Here is a 21,431-nt window from a genome sequence, read left to right as displayed (position 1 = left end):
GGCGAGCCGTTAACCGCCTGTTCACCTGTTCCTGCTAGACCGGAGGGGCCGGGGGCGAATCGCCCCCCTTTCCGCAGACAGGAGGCTTCAGAAGTGGATCACGCGGCCATAGGCGTCGAGGACGGCCTCGTGCATCATCTCGGAGAGGGTGGGATGCGGGAACACCGTCTCCATCAGCTCGGCCTCGGTCGTCTCCAGCGTGCGGGCGACGACATAGCCCTGGATCAGTTCGGTCACCTCGGCGCCGATCATGTGCGCGCCCAGAAGCTCGCCGGTCTTGGCGTCGAACACGGTCTTGACCATCCCCTCGGGCTCGCCCAGCGCGATGGCCTTGCCGTTGCCCACAAAGGGGAAGCGGCCGACGCGCACCTCGTGGCCTTCCTCGCGCGCGCGCTTCTCGGTCCAGCCGACCGAGGCGATCTGGGGATTGCAGTAGGTGCACCCCGCGATGGAGCCGGGCTTGATCGGGTGGACCTTCCGGCCGGCGATCATCTCGGCCACCATGACGCCCTCGTGGGATGCCTTGTGGGCGAGCCAGGGGGCCCCGGCCACGTCGCCGATGGCCCAGATCCCCTCGACCCCGGTGCGGCAGTACTCGTCCGTGACGATATGGGCGCGCTCGACGCGGATGCCCATCTCCTCCAGCCCGATCCCCTCGACATTGCCGACGATCCCCACCGCCGAGATGACGGTGTCGAACTCGGCCTCCTCGGTCTTGCCGCCGGCCTCGATGCGGGCCTTGACCTTGCCCTTGCCCTTCTCGAGCGAGACCCTGGCCCCCTCGCGGATCGTCATGCCCAGCTTGGTGAACTGCTTGCGGGCAAAGGCGCTGATCTCCTCGTCCTCGACGGGCAGGATGCGGTCCACGGCCTCGGCAACGGTCACCTTGGCACCCAGGGCGTTGAAGAAGGACGCGAACTCGATCCCGATGGCTCCCGACCCGATCACCAGCAGGTCCCTGGGCATCCGCGGCGGCTGGAGCGCGTGCTTGTAGTTCCAGATCAGGTCCCCGTCCGGCTCCATCCCCGGCAGGGCGCGGGCGCGGGCGCCGGTGGCGATGACGATGGCCCCCGCCTCGAGGGTGCGCTCCCCCTTGTCGGTCTTGACCGCGACGCGGCCCTTGCCCGCCAGGCGCGCCTCTCCCATCACGACGGTGACCTTGTTCTTCCTGAGCAGGTGCCCCACCCCGCCCGCAAGCTGCTTGGCCACCCCGCGCGAGCGCTTGACCACCGCCTCCAGGTCGTAGCCGATCCCCTCGGCCTTCAGCCCGAACTCCTTGGCCCGGTGCATGAGGTGGAACACCTCGGCCGAGCGCAGCATGGCCTTGGTCGGGATGCAGCCCCAGTTGAGGCAGATGCCGCCCAGATGCTCGCGTTCGACGACGCAGACCGTCTGGCCCAGCTGCGCGGCGCGGATGGCGCAGACATACCCCCCCGGCCCCGCACCGATCACCACCGTGTCGAACCGATCACCCGCCATGCGCCGCCCTCCGTGAGTGTTCCGGGGGCGATGGTAGCCCGCCCCCGCGGCGGCGGCCAGCAGGCGCGCTCAGGCCGCGCGGGCAGCCTTGATCCGCTGATACAGGGCGTACTGGCCCCCCTCGGCCAGGAAGGCCTCCTCCTCCGGGGTGCTCTGGCGGCCCAGCGCGGCATTGCGGCCGGGAAAGCGGCCGAAGCGGCGGATCTGCTCGCGATGGGCGAGCGCATGGAGAAGGCCGTCCGCGCCGGTCTCGGGCATCCGCGACAGGAACAGCCGCACGGTGCGGTCCTGGTCCACCAGCACCTCGCTGTGCATCAGCGGCAGGTAGAAGAACTGCCGCTCGGGCTCGGGGATGCGCAGGTCCCAGCCGCGGCCGATCGCCGTCTTGGCCGCCACCCGTGCCCGCCCGTCGGTGGCGAAGGCGCGCGCCTCTCCGCGGAACATGTTGCGCGGAAACTGGTCGAGCAGGATGAGATAGCCCAGCGCGCCCGGGGCGGTGGCCATCCAGTGCCCCAGCCGGCCCCGCGCCGCCTCGGCCCAGGCGGAACCGAACCGGTCGCGGATCGCCGCGTCCAGCGCGTCGTCGCTCGCATACCAGCGCGCCTCGCCCACCTCCTCGAGCCAGAAGGCCGTGACGTCGTCGGGACCGGGGATCGTGGCGGTCATGCGGCCTCCCTGTTGCGCGGCCCGCCGTCGGTCGGCGGATCGGCGGCGTCCTCGAGCATGGCGGCCACAGGCGTGGCGGCCACGGGCACGGGGGTGAAGGCGGTCCGGTCGCCGACGATCTCGCGCCCCGGCGCGGCCCGCATCCGCCAGGCGGCATAGGCCGCGAGCGCCAGCATCACCGCCGCGATGATGCCCCAGAAGCCCTGTGCGCCGCCCGCATCCATGACCCACCCCACGAGGACCGGCCCGGCGATGGCGCCCAGCCCGTTGATGAACAGAAGCCCGGCCGAGGCCGCGGCCATGTCCCCCTTCTCGAGGTAGTCGTTGGCATAGGCGATCAAGAGGGCGTAGAGCGGGTTGGACGTGCCCCCCACCACCGCCGCGGCCGCCAGCGCGATCCAGACCGGTCCCGGCAGGACCAGCGCCAGCGCCGCCCCGAGGCCGCCCAGCGCCGCCAGGCCCAGGATCAGCACCCGCCGGTCCATCCGGTCCGACAGCCACCCGATCGGATACTGCGCCAGCAGCGCGGCCGTGTAGGTGAGCGAGACCATCAGCGCGATCTGCCCCTCGGTCATGCCGGCGCGGGTGCCATAGACCGCCGACATCCCGAACTGCGCCGCAAACACCGAGCCGAGCAGGAACATCCCCGCGCAGGCGAGCGGCGAGGCATGGAGCAGGCGGCGGATGCTGAGCGGCTTGGTGTCGGCGAAGGCGGGGGTCGTCTGCGTGGCCGAAAGCAGCACGGGCGCGAAGCTGAGCGAGACGAGGACCGAGGGGATGATGAACACGGCAAAACCCATCACGTCGCCCTGCGCCACCAGCCATTGCGCCGTGATGATGCCCCCCATCTGCACCGCCATGTAGAGCGACAGCGCCTTGCCCCGGTGGGCGTTGGAGGCGGCCGCGTTCAGCCACGATTCGGCGGTGATGTAGACCCCGCAATAGCAGAATCCGATCACGACCCGCCCCAGCGCCCAGGCCCAGGGCTCGGGGAACAGCGGGTAGAGGATGAGGATGGCCGAGATCATGGAGCCGAGGGCCGAGAACACCCGCACATGCCCGACCCGTGCGATCAGAACGGGTGCCAGCCGCGAGGCGAACAGGAAGCCCACGAAATAGGCCGACATGACCACGCTGATCTCGAGCGTGGCGAATCCCTCGGCCTGCGCCCGCAGCCCCAGCAGCGTGCCCTGCAGGCCGTTGCCGATCATCAGGAAGTACATCCCGAGCAGTAGCGCCCAGGCGCTGCCGAGAACCTGGATCATCGCGCCACCCCCGCTCTGCTGCCCTGTCCCCTAGCCCGGCCGGAGAGCCCCGGCTTATCCACAGGCGACAGGGCCTGTCGCTCTAACGTCCCCCCGGCAGCAGGAGCGACGCGTCGCCGTAGGAAAAGAAGCGGTAGCCCGCCGCGATCGCGTGGGCATAGACTTCCCGGATCCGCTCGAGACCCAGAAAGGCCGATACGAGCATCATCAGCGTGCTGCGCGGCAGGTGGAAGTTGGTCATCAGCCCGTCGCTGGCGCGGAAGCGGAAGCCCGGCGTGATGAAGATGTCCGTCTCGCCCCGCCAGGGCTCCACGGCACCCGACGCCTGCGCGGCCGTCTCGAGAAGGCGCATGGCGGTGGTGCCCACGGGAATCACCCGCCCCCCCTCGGCCCGGGTCGCGGCGATGGCGGCAGCCGCCTCGTCCGTGATCTCGCCCCATTCGGCATGCATGCGGTGATCGGCGATGGCGTCCACCTTGACGGGCAGGAACGTCCCCGCGCCGACATGGAGCGTGACATGGGTGAAGGCGATGCCGCGGGCGGCGAGCGCCTCGAGCAGCGGCCGGTCGAAATGGAGCGACGCCGTGGGCGCGGCCACGGCGCCGTCGCGCGCGGCCCAGACGGTCTGGTAATCCTCGCGGTCGGCGTCGTCGGCGGGGCGCAGCGCCTCGATATAGGGGGGCAGCGGCATGGAGCCCGCGCGGGCGAGCGCCTCGGCGAAGGCCTCGGGCGAGAGGGCGAAGCGCAGCAGCGCGGCCTCGGCATCGGTGCCCTCGAAGCGGGCCGAAAGACCCTCGCCGAACTCCACCGTTTCGCCCTCGCGCAGCTTGCGCAGCGGCCGGACGAGGGCGGCCCAGAGCCCCTCGCCCCGGTCCTCGATCAGCGTGGCCTCGATCCGCGCCACCGCCTCGCCGCGCCGGCGCGTGCCGTGGAGGCGGGCGGGGATCACGCGCGTGTCGTTGAGCACGAGGCGGTCGCCGGGACGCAGGATGTCCGGCAGGTCGGCCACGATCCGGTCCTCGATCCGGTCGGGCGTCGCCACGAGCAGCCGCGCCGAGGAGCGGGGGCGGGCGGGTCGCGTGGCGATCAGCCGCTCGGGCAGGTCGAAGTCGAAGTCGGACAGGCGCATGGCGGCCAACTAGGGCCGGAGCCGACGCGCCGCAAGGATTGTCAGACCGGCGGGGGACGGCGGAAGATCTCGCGGAAGAAGCCGGGGGTGAGGGCCGAGAGCGGGTTGACCGAGACCTGCGGGGCCGCCGGATCGCCGCGGAGGCGGAAGTTGAATCCGATCAGCCCTTCGCCCCGCCGCGTCAGGATCGCCCCGATCCCGTTGACGAGGTAGAAGGGCGACAACACCCCCTGGAAGTCCATCCGGCCGAGCGCGAGGTCGTAGATGCCGTCGAGCGACAGGCCCAGCCCCGCCCCCACGGCGCTCGAGCGCGAGACGGTGACCTGTCGCGGATCGAGCCGGAACTCTCCCCGGACCTCGTCGAACAGGATGCCCTGTCCGCCGAGCTGCTGGAGAAGTCCCACCACCGAAGCGGCATTGAGCAGCGAGGCGAGGGCGGGCGCGTCGCGCACGCGCAACCCCTGGACAAACAGCTCGCCGCTGTAAGCGGCGTCGTCCACCGGCAGAAGCAAGAGGTCGAGCGAGCCGCCCTCGGCCCGCTCGAACAGGCCGGCGGCGCGCATTACCGCCCCCGCATTGTCGCCGCGGATGCGCACGCCGACGCGGCCCGCCTGGGGGGCGACGCGGCCGACGACGCGAGGTCCTTCGTTGACTTGGGCCGTGAACTCGCCCTCCAGCCCGCGCGCGGTGGTGAACTCGCCCTCGAAGCGGGTGAGCGCGATGGCATCGGTCACCTGCAGACGGTCGAGCGCCACGGCGACCGGGCCCCCGCCGCCTTCGCCGCCCGTTCCGCCAAGGGCTGCGCGACGCAGGTCCAGGGCCCCGCCGCGCAGCTCGACCCGCGGCTCCGCCCCGATCAGCGCCACGGGCGCATCGAGCCAGTCCCCCACGCGCAGGCGGGACAGGTCGAGCCGCCGGAACCCGCCATCCGCTCCGAGCACGAGCCGGCCCGCAGCCGACAGGCCCGGCGCTGCGAGGGTCAGGCTGTCGAACACGGGCGGTGCGCCGAGCCGGCCCTCGAGCGCGAACGTGCCCCGGGTCGCCGCCCCCTTGGACCAGCCGATCTGGGGAAGGGACAGCGACAGACCGGCCAGGTCGGACCGGACGGACAAGACCGGCGCCGACCCCGGCACCAGATCCAGGACGACCGAGGCCCGCCCTTCCCCCCTCACCGTGCCGGGCGGCAGGGCGACACCGAACGCCGCGAGGGTCGCCGGGGTGAGGACGCCGTCGGCCTCGACGCGCGACCGGCCGCCTTCGGCATGGACCTGCCGCCACCGTCCCGTCAGCGGAACGCCGTCCAGGCGCGCCGCGCCTTCCACAAGGACCTCGGCCTCGGTCGCGCGGACGGCCAGCCGGTCCGCCGTCAGACGCCGCCCCGGCACCAGCACCGCGCTCTCCACATCACGGAGGGAGGCCGCCACGTCGTAGCGCAGGTCCCCCGGCCCCATCCCGCCGAGCAGCAGATCCACGCGCCCCGCAATCTCGGCGCGCCCTTCGGCCAGGTCCACGGGCAGGCCGGCCCTCGTCAGCACGGACCAGGGCGGCTCGTCGAGCAGCGCCAGCGCTCCCTCCACGGACCCTGCCGCCACAAGATCGACCCGGGCCGGCACCCGCGGATCGTCCGAAGGGGGTATGACGAAGCCCGTCCCCCCGAGATCCACGGTGCCCCCCTGCCGCGGCACGGTCCAGCCCCGGTCGAGCCGGAGCGCAAAGCCTCCGTCGCTCCAGGACAGCACCCCGGCCGCGCCCTCGACCGGCGGATGCGAGGCCAGAGGGCGGACGGCGCCCTCGTGGAAGGGGGCAGAGAGGGCGAAGCGCGCCGGCTGCCCCGGCCCGAGCCGGAGCGCCACCGTCACGTCCTCGAACTGCGCGGCGGACACGTGCTGCTCGACCCAGGCCCGCAGGCCCGGACGCAGGCCGGGAGGCCAGACCGCCAGCACGCGCTCGCGCCCCACCCGGTCCAGCCGGCCGTCGAGCGCCACCTCCCAGCCCCCTGCCGCCGGCGCGAGGCGCCCTTGCGCCACCAGCCGGCCGTCGCCGTCCGGCAGGGCGACCTCGGCCTGCGCCACCTCGACCGCGAAGGGGTCCAGACGGAGCCTCATCTGCGCGGCCACCTCGGGCCAGTGCTGCGGCTCGGGATAGAGACCGGGCGAGGCGATGACCACATCCGTCAGCCGGAACTGGCCGACCAGCGCCCTCGGCAGTCCGGCGCGGAACTCCTCGGGCCAGGCGACGCCTGCGCCCGTCACGGCGCCGCGCTCGCTCTGGATCTCCAGCCGGTCGAACCGGATCTCCTGGGCCGCCGGGTCATAGGCCAGATACGCGCGCGCCAGGTCGAAGGCGATCCCCGGCGCGCGGGGATCGGGCCGCAGCTCGCCCGGCGCGACCTTGAGCGCGAGGGCCAGCGGCCCGAGACCGCCCCCGGCATCGATGCTCCCCCTCAGCGCGGCCGAGACGGGCGCATCCACGGCGCCCAGCCAGGCCAGCGCGGGGCTCTGGCTGGCCACGTCGCGGGCGGCCACATCGGTCAGCACCAGGCCGAAGCGGGCCTCCGGGCTGCCGCGCGGGCTGCCGTAGTCGAGGCGGGCGCGGCTCGCATAGGCGCGACCCGACAGAAGCGTGACCTCGGCCGTCAGCCGGGTCTGTGCGCCCGACAGGTCGAGCAGCAGGTTTCCTCCGTCCAGCGTCCAGCTCCGGCCCGCGCGCAGATCGTCGTAGTTGGCCACGAGCCCCGTCACCTCCACGCGGCGCAGCGCCGCCAGCCGGGGATGGTCGAACAGCCGTTCGAATCGCTCGGGCAGCTGCCACAACCCGGCGGCCCGGCCCAGCGGGCTCGGCCCGCCCGAGCCCGTCCCCACCGCCAGATCGAGGCTTCCGTCCGCCGACCGGCCCACCCAGATCTCGGCGCCCACCACGCCGATGTGCTGGATGAGGGGGCGGCGCTCGAACAGCAGCCCGCGCGGGGAGAGGGTGGCCGTGATCTCGGGCACGCGCGCGACCAGCCGGCCCTCCGGGTCGTGCAGGCGGACATCCACGAGGCGCAGTCCGGGCCGCAGGTCGGCCGGGATGCGCAGCGTGATCGCCCCGAACTCCAGCCCCGCCCCGCCCAGGGCTTCGGTGGCGGCAGCCTCCAGGTGGCGGCGCAACCAGTCCGGCGCCGCGACCTCGCGCCCGACCATCAGGAGCGCGGCGACACCCGCGAGCAGCACCATCGTGCCGGCGGCAAGAAGAAGGCGGCCACGCCCCCGTCTCGAGCGGCGCCGGGCCCCGGGCGCCGGAGAGGCCGTGGCATCACCCCGGACGGCAGGGTTCCGCACCACCCCTCCGCTCGGCTCGGGCGGCACGCCACCGGACCGCGATCCGGCTTCCGGAGGCGGCGGAATCCCCTCGGGGCTGGAAGCCTCGCTGGTGCGGTGGGTCATGCCTCTGGAACGGCTGCTCGATCCTCCGTTGCATCATCGCCGCAGGGCCGCACAAACGGAAGCGCCGCACGGCCACACCCTTCCGTGAATCGCCGGGACGGGCGAGTTTCGGCGCATGACCCTCGTTCCCGGCGATCCCGCTCCGGACTTCGACCTGCCTCGCGATGGCGGCGGCCGTGTTTCGCTGTCGCAGCTGGCCGGGCGTCCGGTCGTCCTGTTCATCTATCCGGCCGACGATACGCCCGGCTGCACGACCGAGGCGCAGGATTTCACCCGCCTCCTGCCCGAGTTCGAGGCGCTGGGCGCGACGGTGCTGGGTCTGTCCGCCGGCGACGCGGCCGCCAAGGACCGGTTCCGCGACAAGGCGGGACTGGGCGTGCCCCTGCTGGCCGACGAGACCGGAGACACGATCCGCGCCTATGGCGCATGGGGCGAGAAGTCGATGTACGGCCGCCGCTACGAGGGAATCCTGCGGACCACCGTCCTGATCGGCGCCGACGGGCGCGTGCTCCGCGTCTGGAACGTCTCGCGAGTGAAGAATCACGCGGCACAGGTTCTGGACGCCGTCCGGGCCGCCGCCGCCCCAGCGGGGAACTGAGCGACTGCCGGCCGCGAACGGCGCGGGTTGATGGAGGATCGGGCGCGCCTGCCCTCGCCCGCACCCGCAGTCAAGCGCGCCGTGAGGGCGGGCGCCCGCTCGGCGCCGTCGCGTGCTGACGGGCTGTTGCCTAGGCAGAATCCTGCCCAACCGCCCGTCCTGTGGCAGACCGGTCGCGCCCCGGTCCGGATAAGCTGTTGCGACCCCTTAACGCCGCCGTTACCCCTTCGCGAGACAAGGGGCCCGGCAGTGCCCCGCGAGGGACAGAAAAGAGGCTGGGGCATTGACTTCGCGACTGGCGCAGCGCGTGCATGCGGCTCTCGGACGGCGGTTTCCTGAGCGGCGTCTGTTCATCCGGTCGGACGACCACACCCGTTTCATCCGTCTCAGGCCCGCGACGCAGCTGGCGGCGTGGACGGGGAGCACCGTCCTTGTCGGATGGGCCATCATCGCCACGGCGATCGTGCTGATGGATTCCATCGGGGCCGGGAACTTCCGGGCCCAGGCCATCCGGGAAAAGATGGTGTACGAGGATCGGCTCAATGCCCTGTCGGCCGAGCGCGACCGTTACGCCGCCGAGGCCGTGGCCGCGCAGGAACGCTTCGCCACCGCGCTCACGCAGGTCTCCGTCATGCAGAGCGAACTTCTGTCCGCGGAAGAGCGCGTGCGCGAACTCGAGACCAGTCTCGGCGTGGTGCAGGGCACCCTGCGCCGGGCGGTCGCCGAACGCGAGGAGGCGCGGATGCGCCTGGCCGTCGCCTCCGGCGAGACGCCTTCGGGGCCGGACGCGGCCGAGCTGGTGGCGGCGCTCGACGTTCTGGCCGATGCCCTGGCCGATACGGCCGCCGAACGCGACCGCCATGCAAGCGAGGCCGCCGATGCGGTGCGCCTGGCCGGCGATCTGGACCTCGAGCTGCGCCTCGTGGAGGAGCACAACGACGCCATCTTCCGCCAGCTCGAGGAAGCGATGCAGATCTCGGTCGAACCGCTCGACCGTGTGTTCCGCAGCGCCGGCCTCGATCCCCGGCGCCTACTCGATCAGGTTCGGCGCGGCTATGCCGGCGTGGGCGGACCGCTGACGCCGATCGCGGTCTCCACGTCCGGCACGATGGCCGCCAACGATGCGGCGGTGCGCGCCAACCGCATCCTCGACCGTCTGGACGACCTGAATACCTACCGGATCGCCTTCCAGCGCGTCCCCTTCAGCATGCCGCTGCAGGACGGCTTCCGGTTCACCTCCGGCTTCGGCCCGCGCTGGAACCGGATGCACGAGGGAATCGACCTGGCCGGGCCGGTCGGCACGCCGGTCTATGCGACGGCCGACGGCGTCGTGACCTTTGCCGGATGGCAGGGCGGCTACGGCCGGCTCATCAAGATCCGGCACGAATTCGGGATCGAGACCCGCTACGCCCATCTGAATGCGATCCGCGTCTCGGTCGGGCAAAGGGTCTCGCGCGGGGAGCGGATCGGTGATATGGGCAATTCCGGACGGTCCACCGGCCCGCATCTCCACTACGAGATCAGGGTGGACGGCGAAGCCATCAATCCCATGATCTACATCTCGGCAGGCAATGATGTTCTCTAAGTCCAAGATCAACGAGCCCGGCCCCGCCGCGGCGCAGCCCCAGCCCGCTCCCCCTCCGCCGGGGGCGATGCCGGGGCAGCCGGCCGACTACCGGCCCCAGGCGCCCAAGGCCAAGCCGCCGGCCTCGGTGCTCTCGGCCGACCTGAACATCAAGGGCAACATCAAGACGACCGGCGACGTGCAGATCGAGGGGCAGGTGGACGGCGACATCCGCGCCCATCTCCTGACCGTGGGCGAAGGGGCCACGGTCCGGGGCGAGCTGGTAGCCGACGATGTGGTGATCCACGGCCGCATCGTGGGACGCGTGCGGGGCCTCAAGGTGCGCCTGACCTCCACCGCCCGCGTGGAGGGCGACATCATCCACAAGACCATCGCGATCGAATCGGGCGCGCATTTCGAGGGCTCCGTCCAGCGCCAGGACGATCCGCTCAACGCCGCCACCAAGGTGCTGCCCAAGCCCGTGCCTGCCAACGGCGACGCCCAGGGCTGACACATTCCGCCCAAAGGCAGGCAGGGGGCGCACCCGCGCCCCCTTTGCCGTTCCCGCGGGCCGTGAAGGGAACCTCTCCGATCCCGGCTGGGGCTGCCGCGCGAACACCCTTCCCCTCCCGCGCTCCCGGCCGCTATGGAGGGGCATGGACATCCTCGACCGCATCCGGACCTACAAGCTTCAGGAGATCGCCGCCCGCCGTCGCGCGCGGCCCCTGTCCGACCTCGAGGCCGAGGCGCGGCAGGCGGCGCCCCCGCGCGGCTTTGCCCGGGCCCTGCGCGAAGCCGACCGGTCGCGCCCGGCCCTGATCGCCGAGATCAAGCGCGCCTCTCCCTCGCGCGGGCTGATCCGCGCCGATTTCGATCCGCCCGCGCTCGCCCGGGCCTACGAGGCCGGCGGGGCGGCCTGCCTGTCGGTCCTGACCGACGGCCCGTCCTTCGGCGGCTCCGAGGCGGTGCTGCAGGCCGCGCGGGCCGCCGCATCCCTGCCCTGCCTGCGCAAGGACTTCCTGTTCGATCCGTGGCAGGCCGTCGAATCGCGTGCCATCGGCGCGGATTGCGTCCTGCTCATCATGGCCGCGCTGGAGGATGTCCGGGCCGCGGAGATCGAGGCCGCGGCAATGGAATGGGGCATGGACGTGCTGATCGAAGTCCATGACGAGCCCGAACTCGAGCGTGCGCTGCGGCTGCGCTCGCCCCTTCTCGGGATCAACAACCGCGACCTGCGCAGCTTCGCCGTCTCCCTCGACGTGACGCGACGGCTTGCCAGGCATGTGCCGCCGGACAGGCTGATCGTGGCCGAAAGCGGCATCCACCATCCCGAGGACGTGGCCGATCTCCGGCGCCACGGCGCACGTGCCTTCCTGGTCGGCGAAAGCCTGATGCGCGAGCCCGACGTCGAGGGCGCGACGCGGCGACTCCTGTCGGTGTCCGTGCCTGCAGCCTCGCCATGAGCCTCAGTCACCTCGATTCCGAGGGCGCGGCCCGCATGGTGGACGTATCCGCCAAGCCGGAGACGGCCCGCCGCGCCGTGGCCGAGGGTCTCCTGACCGTGGCGCCGGACACGCTCGCCGCGCTGCGCAGCTCGGGCGGGCCCAAGGGCGATGCGCTCGGCGTGGCCCGGCTGGCGGGCATCATGGCGGCCAAGCGCACCGCCGAACTCATCCCGCTCTGCCATCCCCTGCCGCTGTCCCAGGTCGTCGTCGATCTCGAACCCGACGAGGCCTTGCCCGGCATCCGCATCCGGGCCGACGTGCGGACGACCGGGCGGACGGGCGTGGAGATGGAGGCGCTGACGGCCGTCGCCGTGGCCGGCCTCGCGCTCTACGACATGCTCAAGGCGATCGACAAGGGCATGATCCTCGGGGCCGTGCGGCTCCGTCTCAAGGAAGGCGGCCGCTCGGGCCGCTTCGAGGCGCCGTGACGGATTTGCGGGGGGCCGCATGATCTCCGTCGCCGAGGCGCTGGAGCGTCTGTTCGCCCTGGCCGACCTTGCGGGCGAGGAATCCGTCCCTCTCGATGCCGCGGCGGGACGGGTTCTCCGCCGCCCCCTCGTCGCCATCCGCGATCAGCCGCCGTTCGATTCGTCCGCCATGGACGGATGGGCGCTGCGGCAGGCGGATGCGGTCCCCGGCGCCCGGCTGCGGATCGTGGGCGAGGCTCCGGCCGGCCGCCGCTGGATCGGGCGGCTCGGGCCCGGCGAGACGGTACGCATCCTGACCGGCGCACCGATCCCCGAGGGCGCCGATGCCGTCGTGATCCAGGAAGAAGCCCGGCGCGAGGGCGACACGCTGATCCTGTCGCCGACCGCCACCGCCGGTCATGTCCGGCCCCGTGCCGGCGATTTCGCTGCCGGAGCGGTGCTTGCGGCGCCGCGCCGCCTGTCTCCGTTCGACATCGCGCTGGCCGCCGCGCAGGGGCACGCCATCCTGCCCGTCGCGCAGCGCCCGCGCGTGGCGCTCCTCTCGACGGGCGACGAGCTGGTGATGCCGGGCGACAGCCCGCGCGACGACCAGATCTTTGCCGCCAACGCCTTCGGCCTTGCCGCTCTGCTGCGCGCAGACGGGGCCGAGCCGCGGATCCTGCCGCTCGTGCCCGACGATTCCGCGGCGCTGACCTTCGCCCTGACCCTGGCCGAGGACGCCGACCTCGTGGTGACGATCGGCGGCGCCTCGGTCGGCGACCGCGACCTGGTCGCGCCGACGCTGCGGAGTCTCGGCGCGCGGATCGACTTCCACAGGGTGGCCATGCGCCCGGGCAAGCCCCTTATGGCCGGGCGCCTCGCCGATGGGCGTCCGGTGCTGGGTCTGCCGGGCAATCCGGTCAGCGCGCTCGTCTGCGGGCTGGTCTTTCTCAGGCCCCTGCTGCTCGCCATGCAGGGCCTTCCCCCGGCCCCGACGCCCCGCCTGCGGGCCCCCCTGGCCGAGCCGCTGCCGCCCGGCGGCCCGCGGGAGCATTACCGGCGGGCCCGGCGATGCCCCGACGGCCGGGTGGCCCCTCTCTCCAACCAGGATTCCTCGCTCCTGACCGTGCTCTGCGAGGCGGACGGGCTGCTTGTGGACCCCGTCGGCGCGCCCGCCCGCGCCACGGGCGAGATGATCGATTTCATTCCGATTTGACGGAACGACTTGACACAAAACAGGAACGACCCCAGAACATAGGGCAGACCGCCGCTCGGGGGCCCCCATGCTGACCAAGAAGCAGCTCGACCTGCTCGACTTCATCGACCGCCGCATGCAGCGCGACGGCGTGCCTCCGTCCTTCGACGAGATGAAGGAGGCGCTCGACCTGCGGTCCAAGTCGGGAATCCATCGCCTCATCACGGCGCTGGAGGAGCGCGGGTTCATCCGTCGCCTGCCTCACCGCGCCCGGGCGCTGGAAATCGTGCGGATGCCCGATGCGCTGGCCGAGCGCTCGGGCCGCCGCGGACCCTTCGTGCCCCGGGTGGTGACAGGCGACCGGGCGGAGGGGCGTTCCCTCTCCCAGTCCGGCGACGGAGGGGTGGCGGAACTGCCCCTGATGGGGCGGATCGCGGCGGGCGTCCCCATCGCCGCGATCAGCGAGGTCATGCGCCATGTCCCCGTGCCGCGCTCGATGCTGTCGGGGGGCGAGCATTTCGCACTGGAAGTGCGGGGGGATTCGATGCGAGATGCCGGCATCCTCGACGGCGACGTGGTGGTGATCCGGGAAACGGCCGTTGCCGATTCCGGCGACATCGTGGTCGCCCTGGTGGACGAGGAGGAGGCCACCCTCAAGCGTCTCCGTCGCCAGAACGGCAGCATCGCTCTCGAAGCCGCCAACCCGGCCTACGAGACCCGCATCTATTCCGATGACCGGGTGCGCGTCCAGGGTCGCCTTGTCGGGCTGATCCGCACCTACTGAGCGCAAGGGAGGGGCCGCTCATGCCCATGATCAAGGAACAAAAGACGAACGACGGGCGCCTCCATCCGCAGGAGCACGGCTGGCGGTCGCTGGGATCGCTGTCTGCAGAACTCCTGGCGCTCGCTGCGGAACGGCGTCGGCCGGTCGAGGCTCCCCGACCCGCTCCGCTCGTCTGGGCCGCGGAATAGACGCTCCGCTCCGGCTGGGCCGGCGGAACCGGGACGTTACCGGCGGGTTTGCCCGCGCAGGCGCAACCCGGAGGGCCCAAGCGATGGCGGACGGCGATGCTGTCGAGAAGGCGCTCGACTGCTGCATCATCGGGGGAGGGCCGGCCGGTCTCACGGCCGGCATCTTTCTGGGTCGCTTCCGCCGCAGCGCCATCGTGCTGGACGGCGGGGAGAGCCGGGCCTCCTGGATTCTGCGTTCGCACAACCATCCGGCCTTTCCCGACGGGATCGGCGGGCAGGAGCTTCTGGCCCGGCTCCGTCGTCAGGCGGCGCAGTTCGGCGTGCCGCTCCGCAAGGCCCGCGCGAGCGGGATCAATCGGGACGGCGGGGGGCTCATGTTCCGCGTGGCGATGGACGGCGATGCGCTTCGGGCCCGCTTCGTCATCCTGGCGACCGGCATCCGGGACCGTCTGCCACCCGTCGCGGACGCCGTGCGGCACGTCCGCGAGGGAACGATCCGCCAATGCCCCATCTGCGACGCCTTCGAGGCGACGGGCCAGCGTCTGGCCGTTCTGGGATCGGGCCGACATGCCGCGGGCGAGGCGCTGTTCCTGCGCAGCTACACGCCGGATGTGACGCTTCTGACGGCAGGTCTGCCCCTCGACCTCGAGACCGATGGCCGGCAGAAGCTCGAGTCCGCCGGCATCCCCGTGCGGGAGGAGCCGATCCGCCGCTTCGAACTGCGGCCGGGCCGAGCCGCCCTGCATCTCGCATCGGGCGAGACGCTCGTGTTCGATGCCCTCTACAGCGGGCTCGGCTGCCAGCCCAATACCCGGCTGGGCCAGGCAGCAGGCGTGACGCTGACGCAGGACGGCCGTTTCGTCACGGATGACCATCAGCGCACCTCCGTTCGGGGGATCTATGCGGCGGGCGATGCGGTCACGGGCCTCAACCAGATCGCCGTGGCCATGGCACAGGCCGAGATCGCGGCCGTGGACATCCACAACGCCCTGCGGCGCGAGGAGGGGTTGACCCTCCTCGAACCCGATCCCCCGCCGCTCAGCGCTCCGTAAGCTTGATCTCGATGCGGCGGTTGCGGGCCCGTCCCTCGGGGGTGCCGGACGTATCCAGCGGCTGATATTCGCCGAATCCGTTGGCCGCCAGGCGGTCGGGCGGGATGCCCTCCACCTCGCTCATCTGGCGCACCACCGAGAGGGCGCGGGCCTGGCTCAGTTCCCAGTTGTCCCGGAACTCGCCCGCCCCCGAGAGCGGCAGGTCATCGGTATGACCGTCCACCCGGATCACCCAGTCGAGGTCCGGCGGGATGTCCGGGATGACGTCGCGCAGCAGGGCCGACAATTGCGAGATCTGCGCCTGCCCCGCGCTCGACAACGTGGCGCTCGCAGGCTCGAACAGCACCTCCGACGAGAACACGAAGCGGTCGCCGACCACCTGCACGCCTTCGCGCCCCTCGAGGATGCGGCGCAGGTTGCCGAAGAACTCGGAGCGGTAGTTGGCCAGGGTGGCCGCCTCCTCCTCGGCGAGCCGGCGTGCCTCGGCTTCGGCCTCGGCGCGCTGCCGTTCGGCCTGTGCCACCCGCGCCAGCGCGGTGTTGAGCTCGGTGCCGAGCGACTGGATCTGCACCTGCGCTTCGCGGTCGGCCTCGGCTGCGACGTCGAGCAGGGTCTGAAGCGTCGCCACCTGGTTGCGCAACTCCCGCACCTGTTCGTTAAGCAGGGCCACCTCGCGCTGGCTCTCGGCCGAGAGCGCCTCCTGCTCGGCCAGGGCCGCCTGGGCCGTGGCCAGCAGCGCGGCCTGCCGCTCCGCCTCGCTCAGCGCCTCCGCAGCCTCGCCCCGGCTCGCGGCGACCTGTTCCAGCGCCTGCGCCAGCCGCGCGCGCAGTTCGGCATCGGTTGCGGTCGCCGCCGCTTCGACCGCCCGGGCACGCTCGTCGGCCTCCTGACGGGCCAGGACGGCCTCCGCCAGGCGCCGGGCGAAATCCTCGCGTTCGGCGACTGCCTGCGCCAGCGCCGCCTCCGCCTCGGCGACGCGCTCGCGCATCGCGGTCATCTCCGACTCCCGCTCCGCCGCCGCCGAACGCTCGGCCGCCAGGGCCGTCTCCGCTGCACGGCGGGCCTGCGCCTCGTCCAGAGACGCGGCCTCGGCCTCCTCGGCCCGCGCCAGCGCGGCCTGCCGCTCGGCCTCGGCCGTCTGCCGCGCCAAGACGGCGGACGCCAGCCGCCGCTCGGCCTCGCTGCGCTCGACCGCGGCCTCGGCCAGCGCGGCGTCGAGCGTCTCCCGCAGGGCAGCAAGGTCGGCCTGCGCCGCCTCGCCCTCGGCCAGCGCGGCGGCGAGCCGCAGGGAGAGGTCGGACTGCTCGGCCTCGGCCCGCTCCAGCGCCTCGCGCGCGGCAGCCAGTTCGGCCTCGGTGCTCTCCGTCACCGCCAATGCCGCAAGTAGCCGGGCATCGAGGTCCTCGATGCGCTCGCCCGCCGCTGTCCGGCCCGCCTCGGAGGCGGCGAGGGCCGCCTCGGCCTGCGCCTGCGCCAGAACGGCCGCCGCCAGCTGGATGTCGAGGTCGTCGCGCGCCGCCTCGGCCGCGGCCAGAAGGGTCAGGGTCTCCTCGGCCCGCCGGCGTTCGTCCTCGAGCGCAAGGGTCATCGCCGTCAGTTCCGCATCGGCCTGCTCCAGCCGCGCGCGCAGGAGGGCGGCCGCCTCGGCCTCCGCCAGGCGGGCCGCCTCGGCCTCCGACAGCGCATCCTCCGCCGCCGCCAGTTCCGCGGCATCGGTGGCCGTGCGGTTCTGGAGCGAGCGGACCAGGACCTCCAGCGCCTCGCGGCGCGCGGCCGCCAGGCGGGCCTCCTCCGCCTGCAGGTCGATCTCCTCGCGGGCCGCGGCCAGCGCCAGCGACAGCGCGTCGCGTTCCGATTCCAGATCGGCCGCCCGTGCGGCTTGCGCCTGCCCTTCGGCGGACAGGGCGGCGATGCGGTCGCGGTCGGCCGCGCGCTCAGCCAGCAGCGCCGCCACCTGCGCCTCGAAGCCGGTGATACGGGCCTCCGCCTCCGACAGCGCCAGCGCCCCCTCGTCGCGCTCGCGCGTCAGCCGGGCGATCAGCGCCGCCTGCGCCTCGCCTTCCTCGCGCAGGGCGGCCAGGTCCGCGCTCAGCGTCGCCTCGCGGTCGCGCGACAGACCCAAGGCGGCGGTCAGCGAGGCGACCTGTGCGGCGAGGTCGCCCAGCCGGGTCTGCTGATCGCTGATCTGGTCGCGCAGCGTGAACTGGACGACCGTGAAGATCGTCAGCACGAACATCAGGACCAGCAGAAGCCCCGTCATCGCGTCCACGAAGCCCGGCCAGGTGGCTGCGTAGCGCCGTCCTGCCGCCCTCGACCGCAGCATCGCCCTGCCCTCCTAGCGCGTCTCGTCGCGCAGCCGCGCCGCCCCGCGCAGGCTGCGCGCGAGGGCCGCGAGATCGGCGCGCAGCTCGGCCGTGGTCTCCTGCCGGCCGGCGGAGATCTCCTCGAGGATGCGCAGAAGCTGCACGTCGATGGACCGCAGGCGCATGCGGCTTTCGGGATCGATGCCCCCTTCGGCCATCTGCCCGCCGAGCTGCCCCAGCGCGGCGATCGTCCTCTCCTGCCCCTCGGCGATCCGGGCGAGCACCGGCGAGGTGTCCCGCTCGTCCAGCCGGCGGGCGAGTTCGCCCACCGCCGCCGCGAGGTCGCCCAGGCGCCGGTCCGTCTGCGCCCGCGCGATATCGGACTGGGTGAACATCATCTGGAGCGATTCCATCTGTTCGGCCATGTGGTCCACGACCTGCCCCAGAACGGACGATTCGGCCGATCCGCCCTCCTCGCCCGACAATCCCACCCGGGTGATGGAAGACAGCCATTCCTCGAGTTCGCGGTAGAAGCGGTTCTGTCCGTGTCCCGCGAAAAGCTCCAGAAGGCCGACGATGAGCGAGCCCGCCAGACCGAGCAGCGACGACGAAAAGGCCGTGCCCATCCCCCCCAGCTGCGTCTCGAGCCCCTGCTGGAGGCGGTTGAAGATGTCCGTGCCGGTATCCCCCGGCGCCGGGCTGAGCGAGCGGATCGTGTCCACCAGCGCCGGCACGGTGATCGCCAGACCGTAGAAGGTTCCCAGCAGCCCGAGGAAGATCAGCGTGTTGGACAGATAGCGCGTGATGTCCTGATCCTCGTCCACCCGGGTGGCCACGGAGTCGAGGATCGTCCGCGTCGAGGTCGCGGTCAGCTGCATCCGGGCTCCGCGCGTCCGCAGCAGCGCGGCCAGCGGGGCCAGCATGGACGGCGGCGGACGGATCTCCTGACCGGGCTCGAGACTCGTGAAATCCTCGATCCACGAGACGGACCGCATGAGGATGAAGACCTGCCGGAAGCAGCCGAGCACCCCCAGCGCAAAGACGAACAGGATCACCGCGTTGAGATAGATGTTCGTGAAGAACACCCGCTCGAGCTGCTGAAATCCCAGATAGGCCCCTGCCGACACCAGGCCGAGCACCAGGATCATCAGCGTGATCTGCCGCACCGGCTGGGAAAAGTGCGGCGCCGCGGGGGGGTCGCGTCTCTCCATGCCCTCGCGGGGCCTCCTCGCAGGTTGCGCGCGCACCCTATGCCCGGGTGCGGGCAAACGGAACCCCGTCAATGGTCCCCGGCAAGGCTTCTCACGCGGCGGAGAAGGGCCGTGAGCGCGGGGTCCTCGATCCCGAGGCGGGCGAACTCGCGGGCCGCCGCCTCGAGGTAGTCGCGGTTCGGCCCGCGCAGCCCCCGCGCGGCGGCGATCGTGCGGGCCTGATCCTCCGGCGTCAGGCAGGCGTGCTGCGGATGACCCGGCCGGATGACATAGGTGACGGCCTCAACCGCGCCCGCAGCGGTCTCGAGCGGCAGCCACCGCTCCTCGTAGGCCGCCGAGACCATCTCCCGCGCGCGCAGTGCCGCAAGCACGGCCTCCTCCTGCCCGGCCGCAACGCCCATCGCCAGACCCTCGCACCGGGCGCCGGGCTCCGCCTCGAGACCCAGCACGAGGCCGGGCCGCTCCGGCGTGCCGCGCCAGTGGACGGACCACAGGCAGAAGCTCCGCCGCCAGCCCTGCAACGTGGCCCGGCGGATCTCGGCCGGCGCGAAGCCGGGGTCCCAGAGCAGCGATCCATAGGCAAAGACCCACAGGTCCGGCATCGCTCTGGTCCCTCCCCGACGCCCCTTCTATGTCAGGGCGAACAGCGGGAGGAAGCCATGCGGGTGCTTGTGGGACTGGTTGTGGCGGCGGCCTTGCTCTACGGCGGCTACTGGTTCGTCGGCCAGTCGCAGGTCGAGAACCGGACCGAGGCCGCGCTCGAGAACCTCGCCGCGGCAGGCTGGCACGTGCGCTACGGCACCGTCAACACCACCGGGTTCCCGTCGCGCTTCGACACCACGATCACCGATCTGCACCTCGCGCCGCCGGACGGGCGCTGGGCTTGGGCGGCCCCGTTCGTGCAGGCGCTGGCGCTGAGCTACCGTCCCAACCGGATCATCGCGGCCTTTCCGCCTGAGCAGGAGATCGTCGTCGGACAGGAGCGCATGACGCTGCGGACCGACCGCCTGCGCGCCAGTGGCGGTGTCGGGCTGACGCCCGACCTGCCGCTCGACCAGGTGGTGATCGAAAGCGGGCCTTGGGATGTCGTCGGCTCCTCCGGGTGGCGCGTCGCTGCCGAGCGCCTGCTGGCGGCGCTGCGACCCTCCGCCGCCGGTCCGCGCCACTACGACCTCTACCTGGAGACCGGCCCGCTGACCCTGCCCGCCCCGGCGCCCCCGCTTTCGGCGGTGCGGCTCGACGGCGTCGTGGAACTGGACCGGCCGCTCGACCGGCGCATCGGCGGCGCCCCGGATCTGGTCGCGCTCGCCATCTCGGAGGCCCGGCTTCAGGCCGGCGAGGGCGCACTGACGCTGCGCGGCGACCTCGCACCCGACGAGGCCGGGTTCCTCGCCGGCGTCCTGACCGTCGCGGCCGAGGACTGGCGCGCGCTTCTGACCGCCGCCGAACAGGCCGGTCTGCTCGGCGTGGCCGCGCGCGAGCCGTTCGAGCGAGGGCTCGAAGCCGCAGCCCAGGGCTCCGACACGATCGAGATTCCCGTCACCCTCGCCAATGGCGTCGTGTCGGCGCTGGGCTTTCCCCTCGCGGCGGCTCCACGCCTGCGCTAGCGGCAATAGGGTCGGCGGCCGCGCGCGGTGTCGTAGTGGAAGTGGTCCTCGTGGAACCCGTCCGAACCGGGGCCGAGGGTGGTCGAGAAGATGCCGCAGGCCGCGCGGTGCATGGCCCGCATGGCGGGGTCGCGACCGTCGCGCAGCACCGACAGCCGGGTGCCGTCGGCCAGGATGACCGCGCCGATATCGATGGCGCGCCCCCGCCCGTGCTCCGACAGGCGCTGTCCGGCCTGATTGTTGCGCGGCCGGCACACGTAATGCCCCATGATCTCGAGCGCCACCGGCCCTCCGCCCCGTCCGTCGAGGGCAGGACGAACCCCCTTGCCGATCCAGTCGAGAAGGGCCGTGGCGGTGGGACAATCCACCAGCGCCGGCTGCGAAAGCCGCACCCCGTCCACCGACCGCAGCCGCACGGGCTCCTCGATGCCGCAGCCTCCGCTGCCTCGGATGGCTGCCACCACCTCGCCCTGCAGGCGCGGATCGCCGCAGACCTGGCCGCGGACCAGCGCCGCGCGGGCCTGCTCGGCGCGCGCCACGATCCCCTCGGGGCGGCGGCGGGGCGAGACGGCGCTCGCCACGGCCAGCGGTGAATATTCCGGCGCCTCCGGCCGCAATTCCGGTCGCGCGCCGGGTCGGTAGGCGGGAGGAGCGTCGGGCTCCGGCGGCGGGGGCGGCGCGGGATCGTCGGGAGTCCGGGGGCGCAGGCGCGGGCGGACGGGCGCCGCCTCCCCCTTGGCCTCGTCCGGCCGCCTCTCGGCGCCCGAGGGACGAAGCGGCGGGGTCTCTCCGGCCCAGCCGCCGACGATGACCGGCGGACGCGGCGGCTCCGTCATCAGCATCTCGGCCATGACCAGGGCACGGCGTCCTGTCAGCCGCACCGCCGGCTCCGGTCGCAGCAGCGGCGCAAGGCGGGCCGGGGCGGGGCTGTCGTCTCGAGCCGGACGCTGCGGCGCCTCCAGCGCGGCAGGCCCCACCGGGCCGGACGCCTCGGGGGCATCACCCCGACCGGCCCGACCTCCACGACAAGGGGCGCCGGCGCTCCTACCGGGG

At 72.7% G+C, this 21,431-nt stretch carries 19 protein-coding genes; 10 read left to right on the top strand and 9 right to left on the bottom strand.

The window, feature by feature from the left end:
- Nucleotides 1-87: 87 nt before the first annotated feature.
- The 5 genes from lpdA to GT358_RS04180 form a co-directional block, all read right to left on the bottom strand.
- Nucleotides 88-1,479 (bottom strand): dihydrolipoyl dehydrogenase, encoded by a 1,392-nt coding sequence (gene lpdA / locus GT358_RS04200; protein WP_166581330.1) that lies wholly within the window; start codon nucleotides 1,477-1,479, stop codon nucleotides 88-90.
- 69 nt (nucleotides 1,480-1,548) lie between these two features.
- Nucleotides 1,549-2,145 carry a DUF924 family protein gene (locus GT358_RS04195; protein ID WP_208103320.1) on the bottom strand — a complete coding sequence of 199 codons (597 nt, stop codon included), beginning with the start codon at nucleotides 2,143-2,145 and terminating at the stop codon, nucleotides 1,549-1,551.
- Nucleotides 2,142-3,410 (bottom strand): MFS transporter, encoded by a 1,269-nt coding sequence (locus tag GT358_RS04190; protein WP_166581329.1) that lies wholly within the window; start codon nucleotides 3,408-3,410, stop codon nucleotides 2,142-2,144. Before GT358_RS04190 ends, GT358_RS04195 begins: the two co-directional genes overlap by 4 nt.
- Before the next feature lie 82 nt (nucleotides 3,411-3,492).
- A complete protein-coding gene (gene queA, locus GT358_RS04185; protein WP_166581328.1) occupies nucleotides 3,493-4,539 on the bottom strand; it encodes a tRNA preQ1(34) S-adenosylmethionine ribosyltransferase-isomerase QueA in 1,047 nt (348 codons plus the stop codon).
- A gap of 41 nt (nucleotides 4,540-4,580) precedes the next feature.
- Nucleotides 4,581-7,754 (bottom strand): AsmA-like C-terminal region-containing protein, encoded by a 3,174-nt coding sequence (locus GT358_RS04180; RefSeq protein WP_166581327.1) that lies wholly within the window; start codon nucleotides 7,752-7,754, stop codon nucleotides 4,581-4,583.
- Between the two features lie 325 nt (nucleotides 7,755-8,079).
- Here GT358_RS04180 and GT358_RS04175 point away from each other — a divergent pair, with 325 nt between their 5' ends.
- The 9 genes from GT358_RS04175 to GT358_RS04135 all read left to right on the top strand — a co-directional run bounded on the left by GT358_RS04175 (nucleotide 8,080) and on the right by GT358_RS04135 (nucleotide 15,257).
- Nucleotides 8,080-8,562: a peroxiredoxin gene (locus GT358_RS04175; protein WP_166581326.1), complete on the top strand. Its 483-nt coding sequence runs from the start codon at nucleotides 8,080-8,082 to the stop codon at nucleotides 8,560-8,562.
- A gap of 283 nt (nucleotides 8,563-8,845) precedes the next feature.
- Nucleotides 8,846-10,147, top strand: coding sequence for a M23 family metallopeptidase (locus GT358_RS04170; RefSeq protein ID WP_166581325.1), 1,302 nt, complete (start codon nucleotides 8,846-8,848; stop codon nucleotides 10,145-10,147).
- Nucleotides 10,137-10,637, top strand: coding sequence for a polymer-forming cytoskeletal protein (locus tag GT358_RS04165; protein WP_166581612.1), 501 nt, complete (start codon nucleotides 10,137-10,139; stop codon nucleotides 10,635-10,637). The genes GT358_RS04170 and GT358_RS04165 overlap by 11 nt, the downstream gene beginning before the upstream one ends.
- A gap of 145 nt (nucleotides 10,638-10,782) precedes the next feature.
- Nucleotides 10,783-11,589 carry an indole-3-glycerol phosphate synthase TrpC gene (gene trpC, locus GT358_RS04160; RefSeq protein WP_166581324.1) on the top strand — a complete coding sequence of 269 codons (807 nt, stop codon included), beginning with the start codon at nucleotides 10,783-10,785 and terminating at the stop codon, nucleotides 11,587-11,589.
- On the top strand, nucleotides 11,586-12,059 hold the full coding sequence (gene moaC, locus GT358_RS04155) for a cyclic pyranopterin monophosphate synthase MoaC (RefSeq protein ID WP_166581323.1): 474 nt from the start codon (nucleotides 11,586-11,588) through the stop codon (nucleotides 12,057-12,059). The genes trpC and moaC overlap by 4 nt, the downstream gene beginning before the upstream one ends.
- Nucleotides 12,060-12,078: 19 nt before the next feature.
- Nucleotides 12,079-13,254 carry a gephyrin-like molybdotransferase Glp gene (gene glp / locus GT358_RS04150; protein ID WP_166581322.1) on the top strand — a complete coding sequence of 392 codons (1,176 nt, stop codon included), beginning with the start codon at nucleotides 12,079-12,081 and terminating at the stop codon, nucleotides 13,252-13,254.
- Between the two features lie 67 nt (nucleotides 13,255-13,321).
- Entirely contained in the window at nucleotides 13,322-14,017 is a 696-nt protein-coding gene (lexA, locus tag GT358_RS04145) for a transcriptional repressor LexA (protein WP_166581321.1), read from the top strand.
- A gap of 20 nt (nucleotides 14,018-14,037) precedes the next feature.
- A complete protein-coding gene (locus tag GT358_RS04140; RefSeq protein WP_166581320.1) occupies nucleotides 14,038-14,205 on the top strand; it encodes a hypothetical protein in 168 nt (55 codons plus the stop codon).
- An 83-nt stretch (nucleotides 14,206-14,288) separates the two neighbouring features.
- On the top strand, nucleotides 14,289-15,257 hold the full coding sequence (locus GT358_RS04135) for an NAD(P)/FAD-dependent oxidoreductase (RefSeq protein ID WP_166581319.1): 969 nt from the start codon (nucleotides 14,289-14,291) through the stop codon (nucleotides 15,255-15,257).
- On the opposite strand, the gene GT358_RS04130 is transcribed toward GT358_RS04135, so the two are convergent.
- From GT358_RS04130 to GT358_RS04120, 3 genes are all read right to left on the bottom strand, one after another.
- Complete coding sequence (locus GT358_RS04130) at nucleotides 15,244-17,580, bottom strand: peptidoglycan -binding protein (RefSeq protein ID WP_166581318.1); 2,337 nt, start codon at nucleotides 17,578-17,580, stop codon at nucleotides 15,244-15,246. The two genes, GT358_RS04135 and GT358_RS04130, sit on opposite strands and share 14 nt — an antisense overlap.
- A gap of 12 nt (nucleotides 17,581-17,592) precedes the next feature.
- Nucleotides 17,593-18,771: a biopolymer transporter ExbB gene (locus GT358_RS04125; RefSeq protein ID WP_166581317.1), complete on the bottom strand. Its 1,179-nt coding sequence runs from the start codon at nucleotides 18,769-18,771 to the stop codon at nucleotides 17,593-17,595.
- A gap of 68 nt (nucleotides 18,772-18,839) precedes the next feature.
- On the bottom strand, nucleotides 18,840-19,373 hold the full coding sequence (locus GT358_RS04120) for a gamma-glutamylcyclotransferase (protein WP_166581316.1): 534 nt from the start codon (nucleotides 19,371-19,373) through the stop codon (nucleotides 18,840-18,842).
- 57 nt (nucleotides 19,374-19,430) lie between these two features.
- Between GT358_RS04120 and GT358_RS04115 the strand changes: the two genes are divergently transcribed.
- Nucleotides 19,431-20,378: a DUF2125 domain-containing protein gene (locus tag GT358_RS04115; protein ID WP_166581315.1), complete on the top strand. Its 948-nt coding sequence runs from the start codon at nucleotides 19,431-19,433 to the stop codon at nucleotides 20,376-20,378.
- On the opposite strand, the gene GT358_RS04110 is transcribed toward GT358_RS04115, so the two are convergent.
- Nucleotides 20,375-21,259: an extensin family protein gene (locus GT358_RS04110; RefSeq protein ID WP_166581314.1), complete on the bottom strand. Its 885-nt coding sequence runs from the start codon at nucleotides 21,257-21,259 to the stop codon at nucleotides 20,375-20,377. The genes GT358_RS04115 and GT358_RS04110 overlap by 4 nt on opposite strands.
- Nucleotides 21,260-21,431 lie beyond the last annotated feature (172 nt).

The sequence above is a fragment of the Rubellimicrobium sp. CFH 75288 genome, assembly GCF_009904055.1.
Classification (GTDB): domain Bacteria; phylum Pseudomonadota; class Alphaproteobacteria; order Rhodobacterales; family Rhodobacteraceae; genus Rubellimicrobium.
This window is presented reverse-complemented; position numbering and strand designations above follow the sequence as displayed.